Origin of the sequence: Vibrio splendidus (assembly GCF_002873455.1) — a bacterium.
GTDB lineage: Bacteria > Pseudomonadota > Gammaproteobacteria > Enterobacterales > Vibrionaceae > Vibrio > Vibrio splendidus_J.
Genome location: NZ_MCUN01000010.1, coordinates 1 through 19,408, shown reverse-complemented (window position 1 = coordinate 19,408; position 19,408 = coordinate 1). Strand labels below are relative to the sequence as shown.

The 19,408-nt window shown below is 43.8% G+C and carries 21 protein-coding genes and 1 riboswitch; of the genes, 9 read left to right on the top strand and 12 right to left on the bottom strand.

The genetic code is table 11. From position 1 onward, the window contains the following. Positions 1–182: 182 nt before the first annotated feature. The gene (locus tag BCU75_RS09155) at positions 183–2,006 is read left to right on the top strand and encodes a choice-of-anchor I family protein (protein WP_102473626.1); all 1,824 of its coding nucleotides are present in this window, start codon (positions 183–185) and stop codon (positions 2,004–2,006) included. 107 nt (positions 2,007–2,113) lie between these two features. Here the strand turns inward: BCU75_RS09155 and BCU75_RS09150 are convergent, their stop codons facing one another. Further along, the gene (locus BCU75_RS09150) at positions 2,114–2,833 is read right to left on the bottom strand and encodes an SDR family oxidoreductase (RefSeq protein WP_050643750.1); all 720 of its coding nucleotides are present in this window, start codon (positions 2,831–2,833) and stop codon (positions 2,114–2,116) included. Positions 2,834–3,064: 231 nt separating this feature from the next. Here BCU75_RS09150 and BCU75_RS09145 point away from each other — a divergent pair, with 231 nt between their 5' ends. Beyond that, the gene (locus BCU75_RS09145) at positions 3,065–3,970 is read left to right on the top strand and encodes a LysR family transcriptional regulator (RefSeq protein WP_102473625.1); all 906 of its coding nucleotides are present in this window, start codon (positions 3,065–3,067) and stop codon (positions 3,968–3,970) included. 63 nt (positions 3,971–4,033) lie between these two features. On the opposite strand, the gene BCU75_RS09140 is transcribed toward BCU75_RS09145, so the two are convergent. Beyond that, positions 4,034–4,372 carry a winged helix-turn-helix transcriptional regulator gene (locus BCU75_RS09140; RefSeq protein WP_102473624.1) on the bottom strand — a complete coding sequence of 113 codons (339 nt, stop codon included), beginning with the start codon at positions 4,370–4,372 and terminating at the stop codon, positions 4,034–4,036. Between the two features lie 105 nt (positions 4,373–4,477). On the opposite strand from BCU75_RS09140, the gene BCU75_RS09135 reads away from it, so the two are divergent. Then, positions 4,478–5,245 carry an SDR family NAD(P)-dependent oxidoreductase gene (locus BCU75_RS09135; RefSeq protein WP_102473623.1) on the top strand — a complete coding sequence of 256 codons (768 nt, stop codon included), beginning with the start codon at positions 4,478–4,480 and terminating at the stop codon, positions 5,243–5,245. Positions 5,246–5,378: 133 nt separating this feature from the next. Then, on the top strand, positions 5,379–6,032 hold the full coding sequence (locus BCU75_RS09130) for a cupin domain-containing protein (protein WP_102473622.1): 654 nt from the start codon (positions 5,379–5,381) through the stop codon (positions 6,030–6,032). 92 nt (positions 6,033–6,124) lie between these two features. Here BCU75_RS09130 and BCU75_RS09125 read toward each other — a convergent pair whose 3' ends face one another. Next, positions 6,125–6,763 carry an NAD(P)-dependent oxidoreductase gene (locus BCU75_RS09125; protein ID WP_102473621.1) on the bottom strand — a complete coding sequence of 213 codons (639 nt, stop codon included), beginning with the start codon at positions 6,761–6,763 and terminating at the stop codon, positions 6,125–6,127. A 162-nt stretch (positions 6,764–6,925) separates the two neighbouring features. On the opposite strand from BCU75_RS09125, the gene BCU75_RS09120 reads away from it, so the two are divergent. Beyond that, positions 6,926–7,822 carry a LysR family transcriptional regulator gene (locus BCU75_RS09120; protein ID WP_102465978.1) on the top strand — a complete coding sequence of 299 codons (897 nt, stop codon included), beginning with the start codon at positions 6,926–6,928 and terminating at the stop codon, positions 7,820–7,822. A gap of 141 nt (positions 7,823–7,963) precedes the next feature. Here BCU75_RS09120 and BCU75_RS09115 read toward each other — a convergent pair whose 3' ends face one another. Both BCU75_RS09115 and ribB read right to left on the bottom strand, forming a co-directional pair. Beyond that, the gene (locus tag BCU75_RS09115; protein WP_076675321.1) at positions 7,964–8,812 is read right to left on the bottom strand and encodes a hypothetical protein; all 849 of its coding nucleotides are present in this window, start codon (positions 8,810–8,812) and stop codon (positions 7,964–7,966) included. A 415-nt stretch (positions 8,813–9,227) separates the two neighbouring features. Continuing rightward, the gene (ribB, locus tag BCU75_RS09110) at positions 9,228–9,884 is read right to left on the bottom strand and encodes a 3,4-dihydroxy-2-butanone-4-phosphate synthase (protein ID WP_076675324.1); all 657 of its coding nucleotides are present in this window, start codon (positions 9,882–9,884) and stop codon (positions 9,228–9,230) included. 187 nt (positions 9,885–10,071) lie between these two features. After that, a riboswitch (FMN riboswitch) is annotated at positions 10,072–10,222 on the bottom strand. A gap of 385 nt (positions 10,223–10,607) precedes the next feature. Between ribB and BCU75_RS09105 the strand changes: the two genes are divergently transcribed. Then, positions 10,608–11,354 carry a phosphatase PAP2 family protein gene (locus BCU75_RS09105; protein ID WP_102473620.1) on the top strand — a complete coding sequence of 249 codons (747 nt, stop codon included), beginning with the start codon at positions 10,608–10,610 and terminating at the stop codon, positions 11,352–11,354. Positions 11,355–11,409: 55 nt separating this feature from the next. Here the strand turns inward: BCU75_RS09105 and BCU75_RS09100 are convergent, their stop codons facing one another. The 4 genes from BCU75_RS09100 to BCU75_RS24380 all read right to left on the bottom strand — a co-directional run bounded on the left by BCU75_RS09100 (position 11,410) and on the right by BCU75_RS24380 (position 14,239). Beyond that, a complete protein-coding gene (locus BCU75_RS09100; protein ID WP_102473619.1) occupies positions 11,410–11,772 on the bottom strand; it encodes an MmcQ/YjbR family DNA-binding protein in 363 nt (120 codons plus the stop codon). 67 nt (positions 11,773–11,839) lie between these two features. Next, a complete protein-coding gene (locus BCU75_RS09095; RefSeq protein ID WP_198593411.1) occupies positions 11,840–12,565 on the bottom strand; it encodes a sulfite exporter TauE/SafE family protein in 726 nt (241 codons plus the stop codon). A gap of 225 nt (positions 12,566–12,790) precedes the next feature. Next, positions 12,791–13,996 (bottom strand): MFS transporter, encoded by a 1,206-nt coding sequence (locus BCU75_RS09090; protein WP_102473618.1) that lies wholly within the window; start codon positions 13,994–13,996, stop codon positions 12,791–12,793. Positions 13,997–14,011: 15 nt separating this feature from the next. Then, positions 14,012–14,239, bottom strand: coding sequence for a hypothetical protein (locus tag BCU75_RS24380; protein WP_198593410.1), 228 nt, complete (start codon positions 14,237–14,239; stop codon positions 14,012–14,014). Positions 14,240–14,647: 408 nt separating this feature from the next. On the opposite strand from BCU75_RS24380, the gene BCU75_RS09085 reads away from it, so the two are divergent. Next, positions 14,648–15,262 carry a YitT family protein gene (locus tag BCU75_RS09085; RefSeq protein WP_029222369.1) on the top strand — a complete coding sequence of 205 codons (615 nt, stop codon included), beginning with the start codon at positions 14,648–14,650 and terminating at the stop codon, positions 15,260–15,262. Between the two features lie 123 nt (positions 15,263–15,385). Here the strand turns inward: BCU75_RS09085 and sigZ are convergent, their stop codons facing one another. Both sigZ and BCU75_RS09075 read right to left on the bottom strand, forming a co-directional pair. After that, complete coding sequence (gene sigZ / locus BCU75_RS09080; protein ID WP_102473617.1) at positions 15,386–16,000, bottom strand: RNA polymerase sigma factor SigZ; 615 nt, start codon at positions 15,998–16,000, stop codon at positions 15,386–15,388. Next, a complete protein-coding gene (locus tag BCU75_RS09075; protein ID WP_004733042.1) occupies positions 15,984–16,280 on the bottom strand; it encodes an ArsR/SmtB family transcription factor in 297 nt (98 codons plus the stop codon). Before BCU75_RS09075 ends, sigZ begins: the two co-directional genes overlap by 17 nt. A 233-nt stretch (positions 16,281–16,513) precedes the next feature. On the opposite strand from BCU75_RS09075, the gene BCU75_RS09070 reads away from it, so the two are divergent. Then, entirely contained in the window at positions 16,514–17,614 is a 1,101-nt protein-coding gene (locus BCU75_RS09070) for a permease (RefSeq protein ID WP_102473616.1), read from the top strand. Between the two features lie 102 nt (positions 17,615–17,716). Here the strand turns inward: BCU75_RS09070 and trmY are convergent, their stop codons facing one another. Then, positions 17,717–18,316: a tRNA (pseudouridine(54)-N(1))-methyltransferase TrmY gene (gene trmY / locus BCU75_RS09065; protein ID WP_102473615.1), complete on the bottom strand. Its 600-nt coding sequence runs from the start codon at positions 18,314–18,316 to the stop codon at positions 17,717–17,719. Between the two features lie 256 nt (positions 18,317–18,572). Between trmY and BCU75_RS09060 the strand changes: the two genes are divergently transcribed. Continuing rightward, positions 18,573–19,097, top strand: a complete 525-nt coding sequence (locus BCU75_RS09060; protein ID WP_102473614.1) for a DUF3087 family protein — start codon at positions 18,573–18,575, stop codon at positions 19,095–19,097. Positions 19,098–19,408 lie beyond the last annotated feature (311 nt).

The following is a 19,408-nucleotide window of genomic DNA, read 5'->3' as shown; positions in this document are numbered from 1 at the left end:
TAAAGGCGCTCAAGCACCAGCCAGCTTGGGCGCTTTTTTTATTGCTTGCTAATAAAACGCTCACTCCAACTTGCTGTTGTTATGGGTAAAGCAAACTGATTGCCGTCATTTATTATTAATAAAAGAGAAAGATAAGTGTCATAACAACGCTCTATGATCGCGATTCTAATTATGGAGGATATATGAATCGTAAATTTAATAAGCTGACTTTATTACTGCCTATCGCGGTAAGTTCTGCTCTGGTTGGGTGTTCTCAGTCAACTTCAACGACTGCAACACCATCAACAACTGCTACGCAATCTCAAACGTCACGTGATGCTTTTAACCTTCAATGCCAATCCATCCAACCAATCGCATCCGATGCCGCGGTTACTGGCATTAGTCTGGTTGGTCGTTCAATTGCCGATGCCCCATTTGATACCTCAGCAGCCGAAATCGTCAGCTACGACTCATGTACCGACAAGCTTTATGTTGTGAACGCCCAAGCTCAGAAAGTTGATGTGTTATCAATGAACTCGGTTAGTGAACCAACATCTTCAGGTTCGATTGATCTTCAATCAGCGGCTGTCGCTTCTGGTATTGATATTGGTGCAGCGAACAGTGTATCGACTCATCAGGGTTTGGTGGCTGTAGCGATCGAAAACGCCGACAAGCAACAAAATGGCATCATTGCGCTTTATCGCTCAGACACATTAGAGCTGATCACCACTTACGTTGCAGGCGCACTGCCAGACATGGTGAGCTTTTCTAAGGACGGCCGTTACATCGCATCAGCAAACGAAGGTGAGCCGAATGCGGATTACAGCATTGATCCTGAAGGCTCGGTGACGCTGGTTGATTTAGCTAATGGTCCTTTACAAGCAAAAGTGACTCAAATTGATTTCAAGGCATTCAATAAGGGTCAGTCTCGCCATGCAGAACTGACCGACAAGGTTCGAATCTCGGCGCCTAATGCAACCGTTGCTCAAGATCTCGAGCCCGAATATCTAACGTTTGCGGATAACGGAAAACTCTACGTAGCTCTTCAAGAGAACAATGCATTAGCAGCGATTGACGTGGCGAGTGCAGAAGTCGATGCGATTCTGGGACTAGGCGGCAAACCTTGGGATACCGCTCAGTTGGATGCGTCAAACAAAGACAAAAACATCGGTAACCTACAAAGCTACGCAATGTTAGAAGGTCTTTATATGCCAGATAGCATTACCAGTTACAGTGTTGATGGCAACACTTACATCGTGACTGCGAACGAAGGTGATGGTCGCGAGTATGGCATCAAAACCACGCAAGAAATGTGTGACGAGAAAGGTTTTGAGTGGGATGGTGATGATTATCAAGGCACCGAAAACTACACAACAGAAAAAGACTTTTGTATCGCTTATGTCGATGAAGTGCGTGGCAAGAAGTTAGACGTTGATGCTAACCACCCATTGGCTGGTGCATTGAAAGACAACAAACAACTTGCACGTCTTAAGGTGATCAAGCCACAAGGGACACTTGCAGCTGACCAAAAGGTTCAAGCATTCGGCAGCCGCTCGTTCTCTATTTGGGATGAGTCAGGCGAGCTCGTGTTTGATAGCGGTGATGATTTCGCTCGAATCGTTCTGGAGCAAGATCCTGCAAACTTCAACAGCACCAATGATAACAACCAAAGCGGTGATGATCGTAGCGATGATAAAGGGGTAGAACCTGAAGCCATCGAAGTGGCTGAGATCAACGGCAAGCATTATGCCTTTATTGGACTTGAGCGCCAAGGTGGCATCATGGTTTACGACGTAACGCAGCCTAAGAGTGCAAGTTTCATCAGCTATCTAAATAACCGCGATTTTACTCAGCCTGTGTGTACTAAGGTTGATGAAGACGGTGATTGCGACAACGATACGTATAACTCGAAAGCAGGTGACCTAGGGCCTGAATCAATTAAGTATTTCACACGTTCAGGTAACCACTTTATTGCGGTTGGCAACGAAGTAAGTGGCAGCTCGTCAGTTTATAGCGTTGAGTTTTAATCACGGTTACTGCTTGTAGCTAGATTCAATAAAAAAAAGCGCCACTACTGAATAAGTAGTGGCGCTTTCTATTTATGCATCACCAATATATGCGTGATAATTAACTTCTATGGTTGTTGCTTAGTTGGCGCTAGAGCAATTTCACGGATACAAACGTTCTGTGGTTGCTGGTAAGCGAATGATACAGCGCGAGCAATATCGTCAGCGGCCAATACGCCGCCCATGTCTTCTTTCCAAGAATCGTAACCGTCTTTGATCTCTTGAGAGGTTGTGTGAGACAGAAGTTCTGTTTCTACAGCACCCGGTGCGATAGTGGTAACACGAACATTTGAAGCAGCAACTTCTTCACGAACGTTCTCAGAAATAGCGTGTACCGCGAACTTAGTACCACAGTAAGCTGCGTGGCTTGGGAATGTTTTCTTACCCGCGATAGAGCTGATGTTGATGATAGTACCTGTGTTGCGTTCCATCATCGGAGCAAGTACAGATTGCATGCCGTTTAGAAGGCCAATTACGTTCACGTCGAACATTGTCTTCCACTCTTGAGCATCTTGAGTATCAATTTGACCAAGAAGCATTGCACCAGCGTTGTTGATAAGCGCGTCTACAGGGCCAAACTTCGCTTCACCTTGTGCGATTGCTGCATCAAAAGATGCTTTGTCTGTTACGTCTACTTTTACTGACAGTGAGTTTGGTAGGTTCAGTGCTTCAAGGCGGTCAATACGACGAGCTAAAAGTAGCAGAGGGTGACCTTCATCGCTTAGACGACGAGCGATTGCTTCACCAATACCAGAGCTTGCACCTGTAATTACGATTAGTTTTTTCATTTTATTTCCTCTGTACTTTTATTGCGTCGGTTGGCTACGACGTATTGTTTAAGTGCATTCGAATCAAGTGTTTGTGCCTTGCTTCGTTGCGATGGAGGTATATTAAGGAAAATAGCATTGTTGATATATAGCGCTTTACTTGAAACACTGTTGCTGTAATGCAACAATAAAGGCGTTCACGTTATTACTTCACTACTTCATTACTTTAATTTCACAAGTAAGCAGGCGACTATGCTAAATCAAATTAACCTGTCCGATATTCGTTCCTTCGTGCTCATCGCTCGTTTAGGTAATTTCACTAAAGCGGCGGAGGAACTTGATGTGTCTCGCTCCCACGTTTCACGCCAAGTGAGTAGTTTAGAAAAACAGATGGGTGTGACTTTGTTTATCCGAACCACTCGAACTTTAAGGTTGACTCATGCCGGGCAAGATCTGTACGTGAGATGTGAACAAGCCTTAGATAATATAGACCAAGCTCTGATTGCTGCTGTGGACGATGTCGAAGAAATACGTGGTGACATAAAGGTAAATTGCGTCGGTGGTTATCTTGGTGAGGTGGTTATCGCGGATCTGGTCAATGAGTTTATGCAGCTTTATCCAGATATCAGTATTAGCCTTGATTTCAGTAGCAACCGAGTCGATTTGATTGAAGACGCTTTCGATATCGCTTTTCGAATGGGAAGCATAGAAGATGCAGGGTTTATTGCGAGAAAGCTATTGGACATCGAGATGGGAACACTCGCGAGCCCTGAGTATTTCGCTCGCAAAGGGAAGCCAAATCACCCCAAAGATCTGATCCATCATGATTGCTTAACGGGGTCAGTGCGTAAGTGGAGTTTTCAAGCGTTGGACGACACCAAGAAAACGGTCGATGTGCATGTGACGGGCAAACTACAATGTAAAAACGGCCGAGTGTTGGTGCAGGGCGCGAAGTCGGGCAACGGAATTATTCGTGTTCCAACCATCTATTGCTTACAAGAACTGAACGACGGACAATTGGTGCAAGTGTTTGATGAATGGATAGTGCCTAAGGTCGACTTTTCAGCGATTTACCATCGAGACCGCTATCAACCGAGCCGAATTCGAACCTTCATTGATTTTGTAAAAGGCCGTTTTGAGCAAATGCCAGTGAGCTAAGCGTGTTTGCTGTCTTCCTTCTTTTGTCTTCTGTTTTATTACAATCGTTGGACTGACTCGAACTTACATCTCGTTGATTTCGTTTTGTAGGTTTTCCAGCTGGTCCAAAATCAATAAAAACTTCTTACCGAACGGCGTCACTTGGTACTCCACTCTTGGTGGCAGTTCGTTGAACATCTGCTTATCTAAAATCCCGAATTCTACATTTCGTTTCAAGCATTCATTCAATACCTTGGTCGATAACCCTTCGACCGAGCGCACCATTTCACCGGGCCGATTAATGCCATTTGCCAATAATTGATAAACTGTAAGCGACCATTTGCAGCCATAGATGGTTTCCACCATACGAGCTGAACGCTCTGGTGCTGATTTTCTTGAAAAAAAGTTTTCCTGATTTTTCATAAAGATGTACCAATAAGTACCTACCTAACCGATTTGTACTTACTATTCATAGTGTTAGTTCAAAGCCTAAGATTACCACGTTCACATGACTTAGGAGATAACAAAATGAACTTCACTAAAAATGGTATTGCAGTAGTAATCGGTGGCACAAGTGGTATGGGCTTTGAAACAGCGAAGCAGTTAGTCGCTCAAAACATCCATGTGTTGGTTGTCGGCAATAACCCAACTAAGTTAGATAAAGCGGTGTCAGAACTGCAATCACTAGGCCACGCTTCTGGTTGGCAAGCTAACCTTTACGATGATGTGAGTGTGTCTCGCCTTATTGCGCATTTAGAGTCGCTCGAAGAAGGTATTGGTTATCTTGTTAATGCTGCAGGTTACTTCAACCCTAAAGCGTTTATTGAGCACCAAGAATCTGATTACGAGCAATACATGCAGCTTAATAAAGCAACCTTCTTCATTGCTCAAGCGATAAGTAAATTGATGATCAAGAACGGCGGTGGCAGTGTGGTTAACGTTGGTTCTATGTGGGGTAAGCAAGCAATCAAAGCGACGCCATCTTCTGCCTATTCAATGGCTAAAGCTGGCCTGCACGCATTAACACAACACATGGCAATGGAACTGGCTGAGCACAACATTCGTGTGAATGCGGTTTCTCCGGCTGTGGTTAAAACGCCGATTTACGAATCTTTCATTAAGCCCGAAGAAGTGGATCAAGCGTTAGAAGGCTTCAACGCGTTCCACCCTATTGGTCGAGTAGGTTTGCCGAAAGATATCGCCAATAGCATCTCTTTCTTATTGTCAGACAGTGCAGATTGGGTAACAGGTGCAATCTGGGATGTTGATGGCGGTGTGATTGCTGGCCGCAATTAATTAGGATTCTTTTAGGTGGCTGTCGCGCAGGAAAAATGCAGCGAGATGGCCTCCTTGATGAGTATTCGCGTAGAATAAAAGCTAGAAAGATAATAAGAATAATTAAAACGATAACAAGAGTAAGGTCGCCATTATGTTCAACATGGACTTTTCAAAAAAGCTGGTTATTGAAACCGAATCATTAGACTGGATTGCAAGCCCTGCCAAAGGGGTTTGGCGCAAGCCGCTTGAAAGAGAAGAGAGAGAATCAGGTCACACGACTAGCGTGGTGAAGTACGATCCTGAATCTTCGTTTTCTGAGCACCCGCATCCGCAAGGCGAAGAGATCTTCGTATTAGAGGGTGTGTTCTCAGATGAAACTGGAGATTTCCCTGCGGGTACTTATATCCGTAATCCGCCGGGTAGTGCGCATTCTCCATCAAGCAAAGATGGCTGCACGATCTTGGTGAAGCTTAATCAGTTTGATGCGAGAGACTTAACTCAAGTACGTATCAATACTCAAGAAACGGAATGGCTTCCGGGCATCGGTGGTTTGCAAGTGATGCCACTGCATGAGTTTGAGCACGAACATGTTGCCTTGGTGAAATGGCCCGTTGGCGAACGTTTTCAGCCACACCGTCATTTTGGTGATGAAGAGATCTTTGTATTGTCTGGCATTTTTAAAGATGAACATGGCGAGTATCCAAAGCACACATGGATGCGCAGCCCTCACATGAGCGAGCATTTCCCTTATGTGGAAGAAGATACGGTTATCCTAGTGAAAACGGGTCACCTTCCATTGAATTAAAGGAATGCTCAATATAAAGATAAGAAAGCCGCATTGTTTTGAACAAGCGGCTTTTTTAGTTTTTGTATATGAGCTGACTAGGTCAACAACCCCTAGTAAGCGACACCGATACGTTGGCGTGGGAACTTGCCCGCTTCTAGTTCATCAATCATCGCAATAGCGTAATCGCTGACGGATATTTTGCTGTTGCCATCTTCGTCGGTGAGCAGTTGATCACCACCAGTGCGGTAGGTTGATAGCTTATCGCCCGGGAAGATTTCTGCTGCAGGGCTAACGAACGTCCAGTTAACTTCGTTATCAGATTGTCTGAACACTTCAAGAGCTTCGCCCTGTGCTAGCGCTTCGTTTTTGTAGTCCGCAGGGAAATCAGAAACGGTAACTAACGGAACGTTTGGCGCGACTTCCAATGATCCCGCACCGCCCACCCACAACAAGCGCTCGATACCAATGCTTGGCAATGTATCAAGCAGCTTAGCCGCTGTGTTTTTTACGATATCGTGATTACCTAGAGCACGTCCGCCAATCGAAGCAATAACAGCATCAACGCCAGAGAACACGGTCGCTAGACTTGCTGCTTCGTCTTGTAAATCAAATGTACGAACTTCAACATCGCTGATTTCTACGCGGCTTGCGTCTCTTACGACTGCAACGACTTCGTGTCCGCGAGATTGAGCTTCTTGTGCGATGTGACTACCAATCCAACCTGATGCGCCTAATACTGCAATTTTCATAATGTCTCTCCAATTATCTAATTTATTGAGTCTGTTTCTCGACAGCCATTGCAGTCTAATAGCTCACTAGGTTGCGATAAATATCGCAAAATGATGTAGATTGTATCTATATAGTGATCTAATAAGATTCGGTTAGCTGCTAAACAGCTCAAGGAGAGTGTGATGGATAGGTTGACGGCGATGCGCAGCTTTGTCGAAGTGGCAAATTGTGCCAGTTTTACGCAAGCGGCAGAGCATTTGGACATGAGTCGATTACAGGTTTCACGCCATGTTCAAGAGATCGAAGGGTGGTTAAAACAGAGGTTATTACACAGAACTACGCGTAAGGTAAGCTTGACGGCGGCAGGGGAGATTGCGCTACAACGCTGCGAGAAAATACTCCATGAAACGGCGGAGTTAGAAGTGACCGCACTGAATCAAACCGACGCTCTTTCCGGAACCATCCGAATCGCCGCTCCGATTGGCTTGACTCAAAATATGTTGTTGGATGTGGTTGAACAGTTCACAGAACTTCACCCTAATATCACGGTCGAGTTGTTTGCATCCGATCGTTTTGCGCAGCTGGTAGATGAAAGAATCGATATTGCCCTTCGTTATACTGACCAACCTGACGATAGCTTGATTGCTCGAAAGCTAATGGAAATTGATTCAGTGGTGTGTGCCTCTCAAGTCTACCTAGACAAGCACGGAGAACCTCAATCTATCGAAGCACTTCGACAACATAATTGCTTTCGCCACCTGAGTGTGACGAAGTGGGACTTCGTGAAAGATAACCAACATTATTCGGTTGAGGTGTCTGGCACCATCAAAGCCAACGATGTTGGGGTGTTAACCCGCGCCGCACAGCATGGCAAAGGGATCGTGCGATTACCGTGTGATTTAGCGAACCCATTGATTGCTGAGGGTAAGTTGAAACGAATTTTAGATGATTTTGTTTCACCGAGTAGTGCGCTTTGGGCGGTGTATTTGTCTCGCAGTTATCAGCTTCCTGTTGTTCGCCAGTTCATTGATTTTGCGGCAGAAGTTTGGTCTAGCGATATAAAGTCTGGAGATGTTTAAAGCGACATCGTTCATAACTTGTCTCGCCCTAAAATAGAACTAAATATGTAAGCCCATAAATACAAAAATCCGATATCAATGGTGATATCGGATTTGAACTCAATAATTCAGAGTTCCAGCACCTCTCCTCTCACGAAGCCTTTATATGTAGTGATGTACGGATAATCGTGTGTCTATCGCCTTTTCGTTAATGTCAGGTAAAGGTCGATATAAGCTTCTGGTAATGTCCGTCAATACTTGGTCGTATACTTTTGAAACGACGGTTGATATATCGCTTGTTAATTCGTACATGGTATCTGCCGGTTGAGTAGCTTCTGTACTTGATGCGATCTCGGTAAGTGCATGCATCGCACGTGTACAAATGGGTGACCCACTGCTGATAGGGCAGATAATCGATAATTGGTTGAGTTTGCGGTGTGTCTGAGATGCGTAGAATTTGAATCTCGCATACTCCTCAGGTTTCTCCATATCAGGTATGCACACTCTCAGCTTGGTCAAGATCTCCATGCAGTCTAAGATCTGTTGCCAATTCATGTGGTATTCACGGCTCATGTCTTCTCGCTCAGACTGAATCAACCAAATGATCATCACCTCATCCATTAAAAACATGCTGTGACGAATCGTTTTGCCATGAATTGATTGGTTACGTACCAAGCTGCGGTTTTGCCAGTCGCTGTGCATAGCGATGAGCTTGAGGTGATAGATGCGATACATAGGACGGCTATCAAACGACACATGAGATTGAAGCAGTTCAGACACCTCAAGTATGTTGTCGTAAATGTCATTCACTTTGCGAATCGAGTCGCTAGACAGCTTATAACCAAGAGCATAATGCGTTGCGGCGCGATGTTTGCGTGATAGCAGCAATAGTTCTCTGAGTAGAACTAAGGTTTCAAACCTATGTGATAGCGCCGTTTGTTTCTTTTTGGAAAAATGAAATAGGGCAGCAAGTACTGCTATGGATAAACCAACTGAAATAATTACAAACATATTTAACTCCTAATATGTGCATACCTACTTAGTGGTAGTGCAGACACCGTGCCAAAAAAATAAGTGCTATATTTCAGTGGCTTATGTTTTCTCTCTATTTATGGATGATCAATAATGGTGCATGACTTCACCATTCGAGTGAATGTTTCTCATATTTTGCAGGATTTTTTGAGAGGTTACGCTTTTCTAAGTGACTTGGCTGAGTAGGTTTCAATAACTAGACATACTTCGGCGATCCATCGTTGGCTCGCCTCAAAATACGGAAATGAAAAAGGCCTCACCCTTTATATACTTTTAACTAGAAAAAGTAGTAAGAGTGAGGCCTTTCAATATGCATTTCTGAGTTTAGTTAGCTTCAATGCTAAGTGCTAAGTGCTAAGTGCTAAGTGTTAAGCATTGAGGGCTGAACTAAACGTTACGCAAGTTTAAGATCGAACTCGTTGCGATACATCACCATGTCTTCAATGGTCAGTACTGGCATGTTGTGCATTTTACCGAAAGCAACGATCTCTGGCGCTTTTGCCATCGTGCCGTCTGGGTTGGTTACTTCACACAGTACGCCTGCCGATTGAAGACCAGCCATTTGCATAAGATCCACAGTGCCTTCTGTGTGACCGCGGCGAGCAAGTACACCACCTTTACGAGCGCGCAGTGGGAATACGTGACCAGGGCGCGCGAGGTCAGTAGGCTTAGCTGTTGGGTTTGCAGCTGTCTTGATCGTTGTTACACGGTCAGCGGCAGAAACACCTGTCGTTACACCAACTTTTGCTTCGATAGTTACGGTAAACGCAGTTTGGTTTGCGCTGTTGTTATCAACAACCATAGGTGGAAGTTCAAGTTGGTTTGCTTGCTCGTCGGTTAGACATAGGCACACAATGCCGCTGCATTCGCGGATCATAAGCGCCATTTGAGCGTTCGTTAGGTGTTCTACAGAGTAGATGATGTCACCTTCGTTCTCGCGATCTTCATCATCGAGTAAAAGTACGCCACGACCTTCGCGTAGAGCTTGCAGTGCGTTTTCAACGCGAGTGATTGGTTCGCCAAATTCGGCAAGTAGTGAAGACTGATTCATGGTTAAACTCCTAAAATATCACCAGAATCAGGGCTGTATGAGGGATCTCAACCGAGCACAGCAAAGCCTACTCATTACAAGAGACTTTAGCTCATTATGGTTTTATCCAAAACGAAATGCACCCGTCTAAGTTAGTGGTATGAACCCAGCTCACGCGGGCACGCCTTTCCAACTTAAACGAGTGTGTTTTCATTCTCTCTCATCCGGACTATGACCGTCGGCTCTGGCATCTCACCAGATCTGCTGACCTCGACGAATCGAGCGCTCGCGGGCTTATCTTTAGATTTTGCTAAGGACATACCGCCGGTGGGGAATTTCGCCCCGCCCTGAGAATAAAAATTAATAATCTGTTTTGCTTTTGAAAGCAGACCAGATGGTAATCCTTTCAATAGTGGATTTAAAGGACTGACAGCAAAGTATTTAAGATTTTGGCCTTATAATCCGGTAAGTGTTCACTTTATCGGCAGAACACGTCAGGCAGTCTTTAGTGGGATGATGCCTTTGTCTCGTTTGATTTCTGTGGTCTTTACTTTCTCTATGAACATAAGTGGATGGTGAACATTATTGGTGTTGGCGTGGCTGTTCAGCGAGTCAATATTCAAGCTCCGCATTAATCGGATATTGTTACGCCATGACAGCTCACTGACCGTTTTGACATAAAATTGATATTGGCGATGCTAAGCTGCGATAGCATCCGACCACTTTCTTCAAAAGGTCTTAGCCATGACTTCTCTGTTCTCTAACAAATCCAAAGGCTTATTACTGCTCGTTTTAAGTTTGTATTCTCTCGTACCTTTTTTGATCTTTGGATCGGACTTTGACCTTGGAAGTGCGGTTTTGCCTTTCTATGGCGCCTTCATGACGTTCGTGACTTATTCAGCAGGTAATCAAGGGTTCTTGGTAACGCTCGCTGTGTTGTCTTTAGTATTGCTCACGATGAAGTTTTCCAAAGCTAAGTTATTCAGCCTTTGTCTGCAGCTCGGCCTGTTGTTGGTGCTTAGCTTTGCAGCGAAAACCTTCTTAAAGCATTCAACAGAAAGTCCTCGACCTTATTCTGAGTATTTGGTGACGCAAGAAGTTGTCGAAATGCCAGAAGTGTTTTATGAACTGCCACTGGTAGAAAAGAACGCAGCGATTGCATCTGTGCAAGATAAGGTGAGTGAGTGGCGAACGCGTCACTGGTTGGGTGAAACCGACTACTCTTTCCCATCTGGACACATGATTTTCGTCGGTGTGTGTTTGGCGTTCTTCGGTGGATTGTTTTTAGAAGCGAAGCGTTTTTATTTGGTAGGTGGTTTACTGGTTTGGGCTGGTGGTGTCGCTTACAGCCGAGTTTGGCTTGGCATGCATCGTCCAGAAGACTTAGCCGGATCTATCGCTTTTGCAGGTCTTATCTATTTATTGGTACCGCTTATCTCAGAGCAAAAAATAGAACGCTATTTACCTGCATTTTTGAAACAGACTTCCTAGTCATTGTTCCTCACTACAAAAAACTAGGGCTCAGAGTCGCAATACGTGACAAACGTTATTGATTGAGTCCGAGTTCTGCTTGTTTCTTCTTGGTTAGCCCTAAAGATACAATTCGGTGTGATTCAGTGAGGTAATACTTCAGCTCCTCATCTCTTTCTGATGTGCTTTCAAAAAGCTGAATCCACTTCATTCCGCGCGAAGCAAAGTAGGGAGCAGGTTTATAGCCTGACTCTTCTTTCAGGAAATCAAAATTCTGATTGGATGCCTTGAAGATAAACGCAGGCTCGTCATTTGGTCCCCAACCACCTATCGCAAACACCTTGCCACCCACTTTCCAGACGTGAGAGTTATTCCACTGCATCACATAACTGGTTGCAGGTTGTGACTGGCAGAATGCATTGAATTCGTCGTATGTCATAGAACGTCCTTTTCAATAGTTTAGTGTTGGCTCTGTTGTTTGCTTCTTTATACGGTCCCGCTATGAACTAGCCAGCTAAGCCTTGCCAGATAGCAGTAAAGCCACTGATAGAACATAGCAGTAAAGAACCGATGCGTATTTTCTCCTTAGGGATGCTTTGCGTCGTCAGCAATGCCACTTTGTAACCCAACCAAGCCGCAGGAAGCAACGGGATTGTGATGATCAAATGGTGCATCGTGAAGAAGCCAATTGGGATTTGCACAATCAATGAAATGATCGAACTAAACACGAAAAAGGCAGACAAGTTACCACGTAGTTGATTTGCATCTTGATGCTGCAGTAGTAGCGCCATCGGAGGGCCACCAATACCGGAACTGGTGCCAAAGAATCCTGAGAAGAACCCCGCAATACCCATCTTAGTTGGGGTTGGTTCGAGTCTGAATGGCAGTAGGCTAACAATCACGGCAAATACCACCAATAAGCCTAACCATAGTGACAGCACGCTCGTTGAAACCATTACCAGCAAGGCTCCGCCTGCAATTGAACCTGGAATACGGCCAAGCAGTGCAATTTTTAATCCGCCGATAGAAATGTTTGCTCGGTGTTTAAACGCATTGAATATAGAAATGAACAGGCCAACGAGACAGATAGGCGCGGGTACGTAATCAGGTGAGACTAAAAACAACAGTGGGGCTGCCACAATAGCCAAGCCAAAGCCGATTGCGGTTTGCACAAACGAGCCGACAAAAATGAGTGCCATCGCGATAAGTACTGTCTGATTTAGGTATTCCATAAGCCTGCGGGTTAATTTTAAAGGAGCTAACGAATACTATAAATTAAAACGAAAAGAATAGTCTTATTATTCAGTGAGGTTTATGCAAATATCGACCTTTATTATTGTCGATATAACGGGCAACGAAAAAGAGAGCGAATACCTTAGGATGTTATCCTTCAATACTCACTCTCTTTATTGGAATGACTGTTGGTTTTTAGCTGATGGGGGAGTCAGCGTTAAACGTTAAGCCATTGCCAATTTCAGGCGTTCAATAGGTTTGTCATTAATTGGTAAATGGATAAGCGCAGCCGCAAATGCCAGTATCACTGTTGACCACCAGATTGGCTCGTAAGATCCGTAGTAATCGTAAATACGACCACCAACCCAAGCGCCTAAGAAACTACCCACTTGGTGAGTAAAGAAAACCAAACCGTACAGAGTAGATAGGTAACGCGCACCGAAGATCTGACGAACTAGTCCAGAGGTGAGTGGTACAGTTCCTAACCAACAGAAACCAATCGCCGCACCAAAGATAGCAGCCGTTGATTCAGTTACCGGAAGAGTCACAAACGCACCAATAACTACAGTACGAACTAAGTACAGTGCCGACATAACGTGGCGTTTGCTGAACTTGTCGCCCATCACTCCCCAGAAGTAAGACCCGAAGATGTTGAAGATGCCAACGTAAGCCAGAGCCATAGCAGCGCTGCTCGCAGGCAAATCTTTGTCTGCTAAGTAGCTTGGTAAGTGCGTTGCAATGAACATGACATGGAAGCCACACACGAAAAAGCCTGCGTGAATTAACCAATAACTTTTGTTCGCAAATGCTTCAGACAGCGCTTCTTTTAGTGTCTGGTTGTCTTCAATCTGTTTATTGGCTGCCGACTTCGGCGCTCGCATAAACAGCGCAAATGAGATCATGAAACAACAAAGCACGCCAAAGACTTGCATCGCACTCTGCCAATCGAATTCGTTCAACATGTATTGGGCGCCTGGAATCACAGCGAACATGCCAAACGAGCCTGCTGCTGTGGTTAAACCAAATGCCTTAGCTGCGTGCTCTGCAGGTACTGCTTTTGCTACGGCACCTAACACGATCACATAGCTCGTCGCACTCAACCCAAGACCAACTAACGCGCCTAATGAAACGTAAAGCATGCTTGATTCGGTAGAAATTGAGGTAAGAAGTAAACCCAAACCATAAGCACATGCGCCAGCGATAATGATGCGTCTTGCTCCCCATTTGTCAGCAGCCATACCAACAAAAGGTTGGAACACGCCAAACAATAGGTTTTGTAGCGCAATCGCGAAGCTGAAAAACTCGCGACCCGTGCCGAAATGCTCTGAAATTGGCATCATGAAAATGCCGAATGATTGTCTGATCCCTAGACTGATAATAAGTGTGCCGATCCCAAGCCATACCAGTAAAGGAAAACGGAAAATGCTCATTCTAATACTCTTAAATTAATGGTGGTGATGTGAGTGGTTTTGCGCTGACATGTGTTGGTCTGTCATATCATGGTGATGCTCGTGCCCAGAATGTTCATGCGCTGACTTTTGGTGGCATCCACTGCTCACGGCATGCTGAGCCAAGAGATCAATCAATGGCTGACTGTGATGCACAATAACCAAACTAATGACGAGGAATAGCGTCATTCTGGCCAGTTGGGCAAAAAGAGATTGTGAAAACATAAGGTGTTTACATGCGCTCAATGTTGTAAGAAGTCGCGCATCATAGTGACGAGTAAGATATGTATCAAATGACCATTTGTGATTTAGTCTATGCGTTTTATGCATAGATTTATGCATAGATTTATGCATCGTTAGAATTAGGGCGAAACGTGGTCAATAAATAGGAAAACTCGAAGCTCACTCATTCCGGGATAGAAGTATGCAGTTAATAATGAAAGCCTAGTTACAGGTTTTTAACTATCTGTTTAATTGAAGAATTCACAAAACTGTAAAAACTAATATACAAACTAATCACTAAACAACATTGCTTGTTTACTCGACTTATCTGTCAAACATCGTAAATTTGGGCGTAAATCGTTTCAAAACTACTGAAACGCGATGTTCAAAGATTCAGGGAGAGTCATTCACATGGATAAAGATCATAATCTTCGCGAAAACTTACTGGCACTGCTCTTAGGTAGCGCACTGGTTTCACTTGGCGTTATCTTTTTCAATCAAGTCGGTTTGCTCACTGGAGGCACGGCTGGTCTAGCGATCTTCATTACCAAAGTAACAGACCTAAGTTTTGGTCAAGTGTTCTTCGCGCTCAACTTACCTTTCTATATTTTGTCGGTTGCTCGTATGGGCTGGCGTTTTACTATTAATACCTTTATCGCGGTTTCGATTGTTTCGTTCGCTGTGGACCATTTGTATCACGTGATTCAGATTGCCGAAATTCATGCATTGTATGCAGCTTTAATCGGTGGTGGCTTGATTGGTACCGGCATGCTGGTGATCTTCCGCCATAAGATGAGTTTGGGTGGCTTCAACATTTTGGCGTTATTCTTACAAGAACGTTTTGGTATTCGAGCGGGCAAGGTTCAGATGGCGTTAGACTGTACGATTGTAGTGCTTTCACTGTTTATTGTTGACGTGTCACTGGTTCTATTGTCTGTGCTTGGTGCGATAGTCACCAACTTGATTCTAGCGATGAACCATAAGCCTGGGCGCTATCAACCGGTCGTCAAAGCGGAAGCGGCGTAGTAAGTGGAAGCAGAGTGTTAGGTTCGCTCAAGCACTAGGTTAGCTTAAGCAAAGTGATTTGTAGATTCTAAAAACAACAAAGCCAGCATCAATTGCTGGCTTTGTTCTATTTCAATGCAACGATTAACAGTTGTTGCAATCGTTGTCTGGCTTGAGCTCGCAGTCAATCACATTGCCTTGTTGATCAAGTGACAGGTTACAACACTCTTCAAACAAGTTCTTAAGATCTCCGCGACTTTTCTGAACACGAGACTTAACGGTTGAGTAGCTGACATTTTGCGCCTCTGCGATCTCTTTTTGGCTTTGGCCTTTGATGTCGACAGCAAGCAGTAACGATGAACTTTGTTCTGGCAGCGCCTGAATAAAGGGTTCAATACACAACGAAAGCTTCTGCTTAAACTCAGAATTGTGGTCTAAATCGGTAAACCAAAGATCTTCAGCATCAATTTGGCTATCACGTTGTTGTCGAGCGTGCTTACGGTAGAAGTCGATGATCGTGTGATTGGCTAATTGGAATAGCCACGATTTTACGCTGCTTGTATCTTGGATTTTGTCTAGGTTTTGATAAGTCTTAATCAAGATCTCTTGAAGCAAGTCGTCTACATCGGCGGTGTTGTTTACCTTAGAATGCAAGAATGACTTTAATGCTTGCTGATACTCAGCCCAAACCTGTTCTAAGTTTAAAGATGCCCTATTCAAAGGTGCCCCGTTCAGAGGTGCATTAGTTGCACTGTTCATTTACGCAACACTCGTCTTGTAAGAAATCAATCACACCTTCTAGGCACTCATACTCTGCTACACAGAATAGGGTTCTTCCTTCTCGTCTTTGACTGATGAGGCCTGCCGACGCTAGGCTTGAAATGTGGTGAGACAAGGTGGAACCAGGGATACCTAGCTCTTCTTGTAGGCCGCCAACTGCAATGCCTTGGTAGCCAGCTTTAACGACACTCTTATAAATAGTTAGGCGAATAGGGTGGCCCAACTCTTTAAGTGCTTTCGCAACGACTTCTAAGTTCATATTAACTCCTCAAGATTTAATTTCGATGTTAGTCGAAATGTATGCTGAATTCAAATTTAAAAACGATGGCTGTGTAAGTCATTGAAAAACCGTGTTTTAGAAAATTATTTCGATTTTTATCGAAATAACTCTTGATCTGGATCTGTTTATTTCTATAATTCGAGAATATTCGAAATTAAGGGTTGGTTACTTTTCTCATAGAGCCCGACCTTCAATCCAGTTTGGAGTTAATTATGAGCAATGAAATGTTAACAATGCTAAAAGACGCACTTGATATGTTCGCTTTCTTAGCAGTAGAGCTAATTATCCTTTTCTTAGCGATCAGCTACATTGTTGGGATTCTTCAAGAGTTCCTTACACCAGAAAAGATTCAATCTATCTTGAGTTCACGTAATGGTAAGGGTTATGTGGTTGCAGCACTATTGGGTGCAATTACACCTTTCTGTTCATGTTCGACCATTCCTTTCCTAAAAGGATTGCTGCGTGCAAGAGCGGGTTTCGGTCCAATGATGGTGTTCCTATTCGGTAGCCCTCTATTGAATCCAGTGATCATTGGTTTGTTCGTGATTACGTTCGGTTGGCAAGTGGCGGTGTTCTACTTCTTAGTCGCAATGACAGTGTCGGTAGTGGCAGGTTATGCACTTGAGAAGCTTGGCTTTGAGCGTTACGTAAAACCTGAAGCGTATGAATCTACAGGTTCTTCTTCAAGCTGTGGTACTAACTGTGGTGATTCTGCTCCTAAGAAAGTAGCGCCAGCGAAGGCAGAATCTTCATGTGGTACAAGTGCATGTGGTGAACCTGCACCAGTAATGGCTAAAGAGACATCTTGCTGCGATTCGAAAAAAGAAGAACCACAAGTAATGGTTTCATGCTGTTCAGCGGATGGAAGCGCGACGGTGGAAATTGTAGAGAAGAGAGAACCTAGCCGTTGGATGAGAATTTGGTTCTCAACTTGGAAAGACTTCAAACAAGTTTTCCCTTACCTAATGATGGGTATCGCGATTGGTTCATTCATCTACGGCTTTATTCCTACAGACCTAATTGCACAGTATGCTGGCGAAGGTATGTGGTATGCGATTCCAGTAGCAGCCGTGATTGGTATCCCATTGTACATTCGTGCTGAAGCGGTAATCCCACTAAGTGCGGCTCTAGTACAGAAAGGTATGGCGTTGGGTTCGGTAATGGCATTGATCATTGGTAGTGCAGGTGCAAGTTTGACAGAAGTTATTCTGCTTAAATCAATCTTCAGAAACCAAATGATTGCAGCATTCTTATTCGTTATCCTAAGTATGGCGATGGGTGCAGGCTTCCTATACAGCTTCATCTTTGGTTAATCAGGTCTGATTGCGAGATAACACCATTGATACCAATAGATAGATAACAAAAAAGAGCTCACTAAATGAGCTCTTTTTCTGTTCAGACTATTAGTTCGGAGATTAGAACCCGCGAATGTCCAGCTCATTGTTGATCAATACAACACACTGAGAAGCAAACAGCATGTTCGGACCTAAACTGATTTTCTCTGTTCCGAGACGCTTTAAGCTGTTGTAGCTTTTCTTCGGCATAGGGATGTGGTCAGTTAGAAGGAAACATGGGTTTTCCACAATCTCTGCATCACGGATAAAGTCGCCTTTCTTATCCATCATGTACAGCTGGTGGTCTTCAGCCAGTTCTTTAACCAGCTTTTCAAAACTCATAGTACGAACAGTGATGCCCGGTTCAACCTGACGTGTCTGTTCTTTTGTCATACCTTGAGATGCATCAACCGCTCTTACTACCGCAGATAACAATGCCGACTCATGGAAGCCACCAATGTTGGTGATCTCATTTGAATCGAATGTAATGGTACGTGAAAAGTCTTTAGTACTCTCTAACACAAGGTGCACGGTGACATTCTCTCGGTGAGATTGAGCAACGAAGATCGTGTTCATCAGAGTATGAGCCAGAATCTCAGTATGAGCGTCTTGCCCAACACCTTCTAAGATAAGTTTGCTCTCTGTAGGGGCTGCGCGAGCGCGTAATACAAATGAACGCATGAAATGTACCTTGTCAGTGTGTGATAAAGCGAAACAGACTTTATCAACATGAATTGATGAATAACCAAAATTATGGAGGTATGTAACTCTTTTCTATTAATGAAGTCAAATGGAGTTATGTATAGTACTGATCAGAATAACTCTACGTATTAAATAGAGAGTGACCACATTACAAGATGGTAAAGGTTGAAGCGAACCAAGGTTTACATAGATAGTATGCGCAAATTATTAGGTGACTTACATAAGGAAGTAGTCGATGAAGTTACAGAAGATTAATAAAGAAGAATATAGAAAGAAGATGAACCTGCTGTTGGTGTCATTGGTTGGGTCACTCGCCTTGTTTGCCATTGTATTCGGTAGCATTCTGATTGAACTTTTTGGTTCAGTTGGATCTGTTACTGGGGAAACAACAGGTAACTTCCATTTGAATGTACTCGGGGTGATTTTATCAGTCGCACTGAATGCGTTTATTGCGAGTCGTGTGAAAGGTCATGATTACTTTAAAGAAGCCCTTTATGTGTGGAAACTTAAACAAATTCATAATCAAATCTATCGTAAGCTCAAGCGTATTCAACCAAAAGCTGAGCAAGGCGATCGAGAAGCATTAACTATCCTTTACTTCTATTACACTACGCAAAAACAGGTATACGACCTAGATAACAATACATTGACGATAAAAACGGTTCAGCAATCGCTAGATAACATAGTGGAGTTGAGTGAAAAGTGGAGTATCAAACTGGATATAGAGGCATTTTCAAAAGATCTAGTCGCAAAATTCTAAGTTATATGCTCTTGATTGTACGAGCTTTACCCTGCGAAAGAGGGTTTTGACGTAAAAGTAGCCGCTTAAGCAATTTTTTTGAATTTTTATCAAAAAAGGGGTTGCCATGTTTTCGATGATCTCTATAATGCCGCCTCACTGACACGGCAGACGCCACAAGGCTTCAGCAGTAATCAGTAAGACGAAAAGTTCGAGAGGAATTAATTTTAAAAAGTGTTTGACACTTAAGATTAAATCGCTAGAATTCACGTCCGCTTTCAAGGGTTTCTTTGTAAAAAGAAAGTTTCGATAAGCAAAGCTCTTTAACAATT

Coding starts and splice junctions, on each gene's coding strand:
- BCU75_RS09155 (WP_102473626.1), top strand. CDS start 183: ATGAATCGTAAATTTAATAAGCTGACTTTATTACTGCCTATCGCGGTA.
- BCU75_RS09150 (WP_050643750.1), bottom strand. CDS start 2,833: ATGAAAAAACTAATCGTAATTACAGGTGCAAGCTCTGGTATTGGTGAA.
- BCU75_RS09145 (WP_102473625.1), top strand. CDS start 3,065: ATGCTAAATCAAATTAACCTGTCCGATATTCGTTCCTTCGTGCTCATC.
- BCU75_RS09140 (WP_102473624.1), bottom strand. CDS start 4,372: ATGAAAAATCAGGAAAACTTTTTTTCAAGAAAATCAGCACCAGAGCGT.
- BCU75_RS09135 (WP_102473623.1), top strand. CDS start 4,478: ATGAACTTCACTAAAAATGGTATTGCAGTAGTAATCGGTGGCACAAGT.
- BCU75_RS09130 (WP_102473622.1), top strand. CDS start 5,379: ATGTTCAACATGGACTTTTCAAAAAAGCTGGTTATTGAAACCGAATCA.
- BCU75_RS09125 (WP_102473621.1), bottom strand. CDS start 6,763: ATGAAAATTGCAGTATTAGGCGCATCAGGTTGGATTGGTAGTCACATC.
- BCU75_RS09120 (WP_102465978.1), top strand. CDS start 6,926: ATGGATAGGTTGACGGCGATGCGCAGCTTTGTCGAAGTGGCAAATTGT.
- BCU75_RS09115 (WP_076675321.1), bottom strand. CDS start 8,812: ATGTTTGTAATTATTTCAGTTGGTTTATCCATAGCAGTACTTGCTGCC.
- ribB (WP_076675324.1), bottom strand. CDS start 9,884: ATGAATCAGTCTTCACTACTTGCCGAATTTGGCGAACCAATCACTCGC.
- BCU75_RS09105 (WP_102473620.1), top strand. CDS start 10,608: ATGACTTCTCTGTTCTCTAACAAATCCAAAGGCTTATTACTGCTCGTT.
- BCU75_RS09100 (WP_102473619.1), bottom strand. CDS start 11,772: ATGACATACGACGAATTCAATGCATTCTGCCAGTCACAACCTGCAACC.
- BCU75_RS09095 (WP_198593411.1), bottom strand. CDS start 12,565: ATGGAATACCTAAATCAGACAGTACTTATCGCGATGGCACTCATTTTT.
- BCU75_RS09090 (WP_102473618.1), bottom strand. CDS start 13,996: ATGAGCATTTTCCGTTTTCCTTTACTGGTATGGCTTGGGATCGGCACA.
- BCU75_RS24380 (WP_198593410.1), bottom strand. CDS start 14,239: ATGTTTTCACAATCTCTTTTTGCCCAACTGGCCAGAATGACGCTATTC.
- BCU75_RS09085 (WP_029222369.1), top strand. CDS start 14,648: ATGGATAAAGATCATAATCTTCGCGAAAACTTACTGGCACTGCTCTTA.
- sigZ (WP_102473617.1), bottom strand. CDS start 16,000: ATGAACAGTGCAACTAATGCACCTCTGAACGGGGCACCTTTGAATAGG.
- BCU75_RS09075 (WP_004733042.1), bottom strand. CDS start 16,280: ATGAACTTAGAAGTCGTTGCGAAAGCACTTAAAGAGTTGGGCCACCCT.
- BCU75_RS09070 (WP_102473616.1), top strand. CDS start 16,514: ATGAGCAATGAAATGTTAACAATGCTAAAAGACGCACTTGATATGTTC.
- trmY (WP_102473615.1), bottom strand. CDS start 18,316: ATGCGTTCATTTGTATTACGCGCTCGCGCAGCCCCTACAGAGAGCAAA.
- BCU75_RS09060 (WP_102473614.1), top strand. CDS start 18,573: ATGAAGTTACAGAAGATTAATAAAGAAGAATATAGAAAGAAGATGAAC.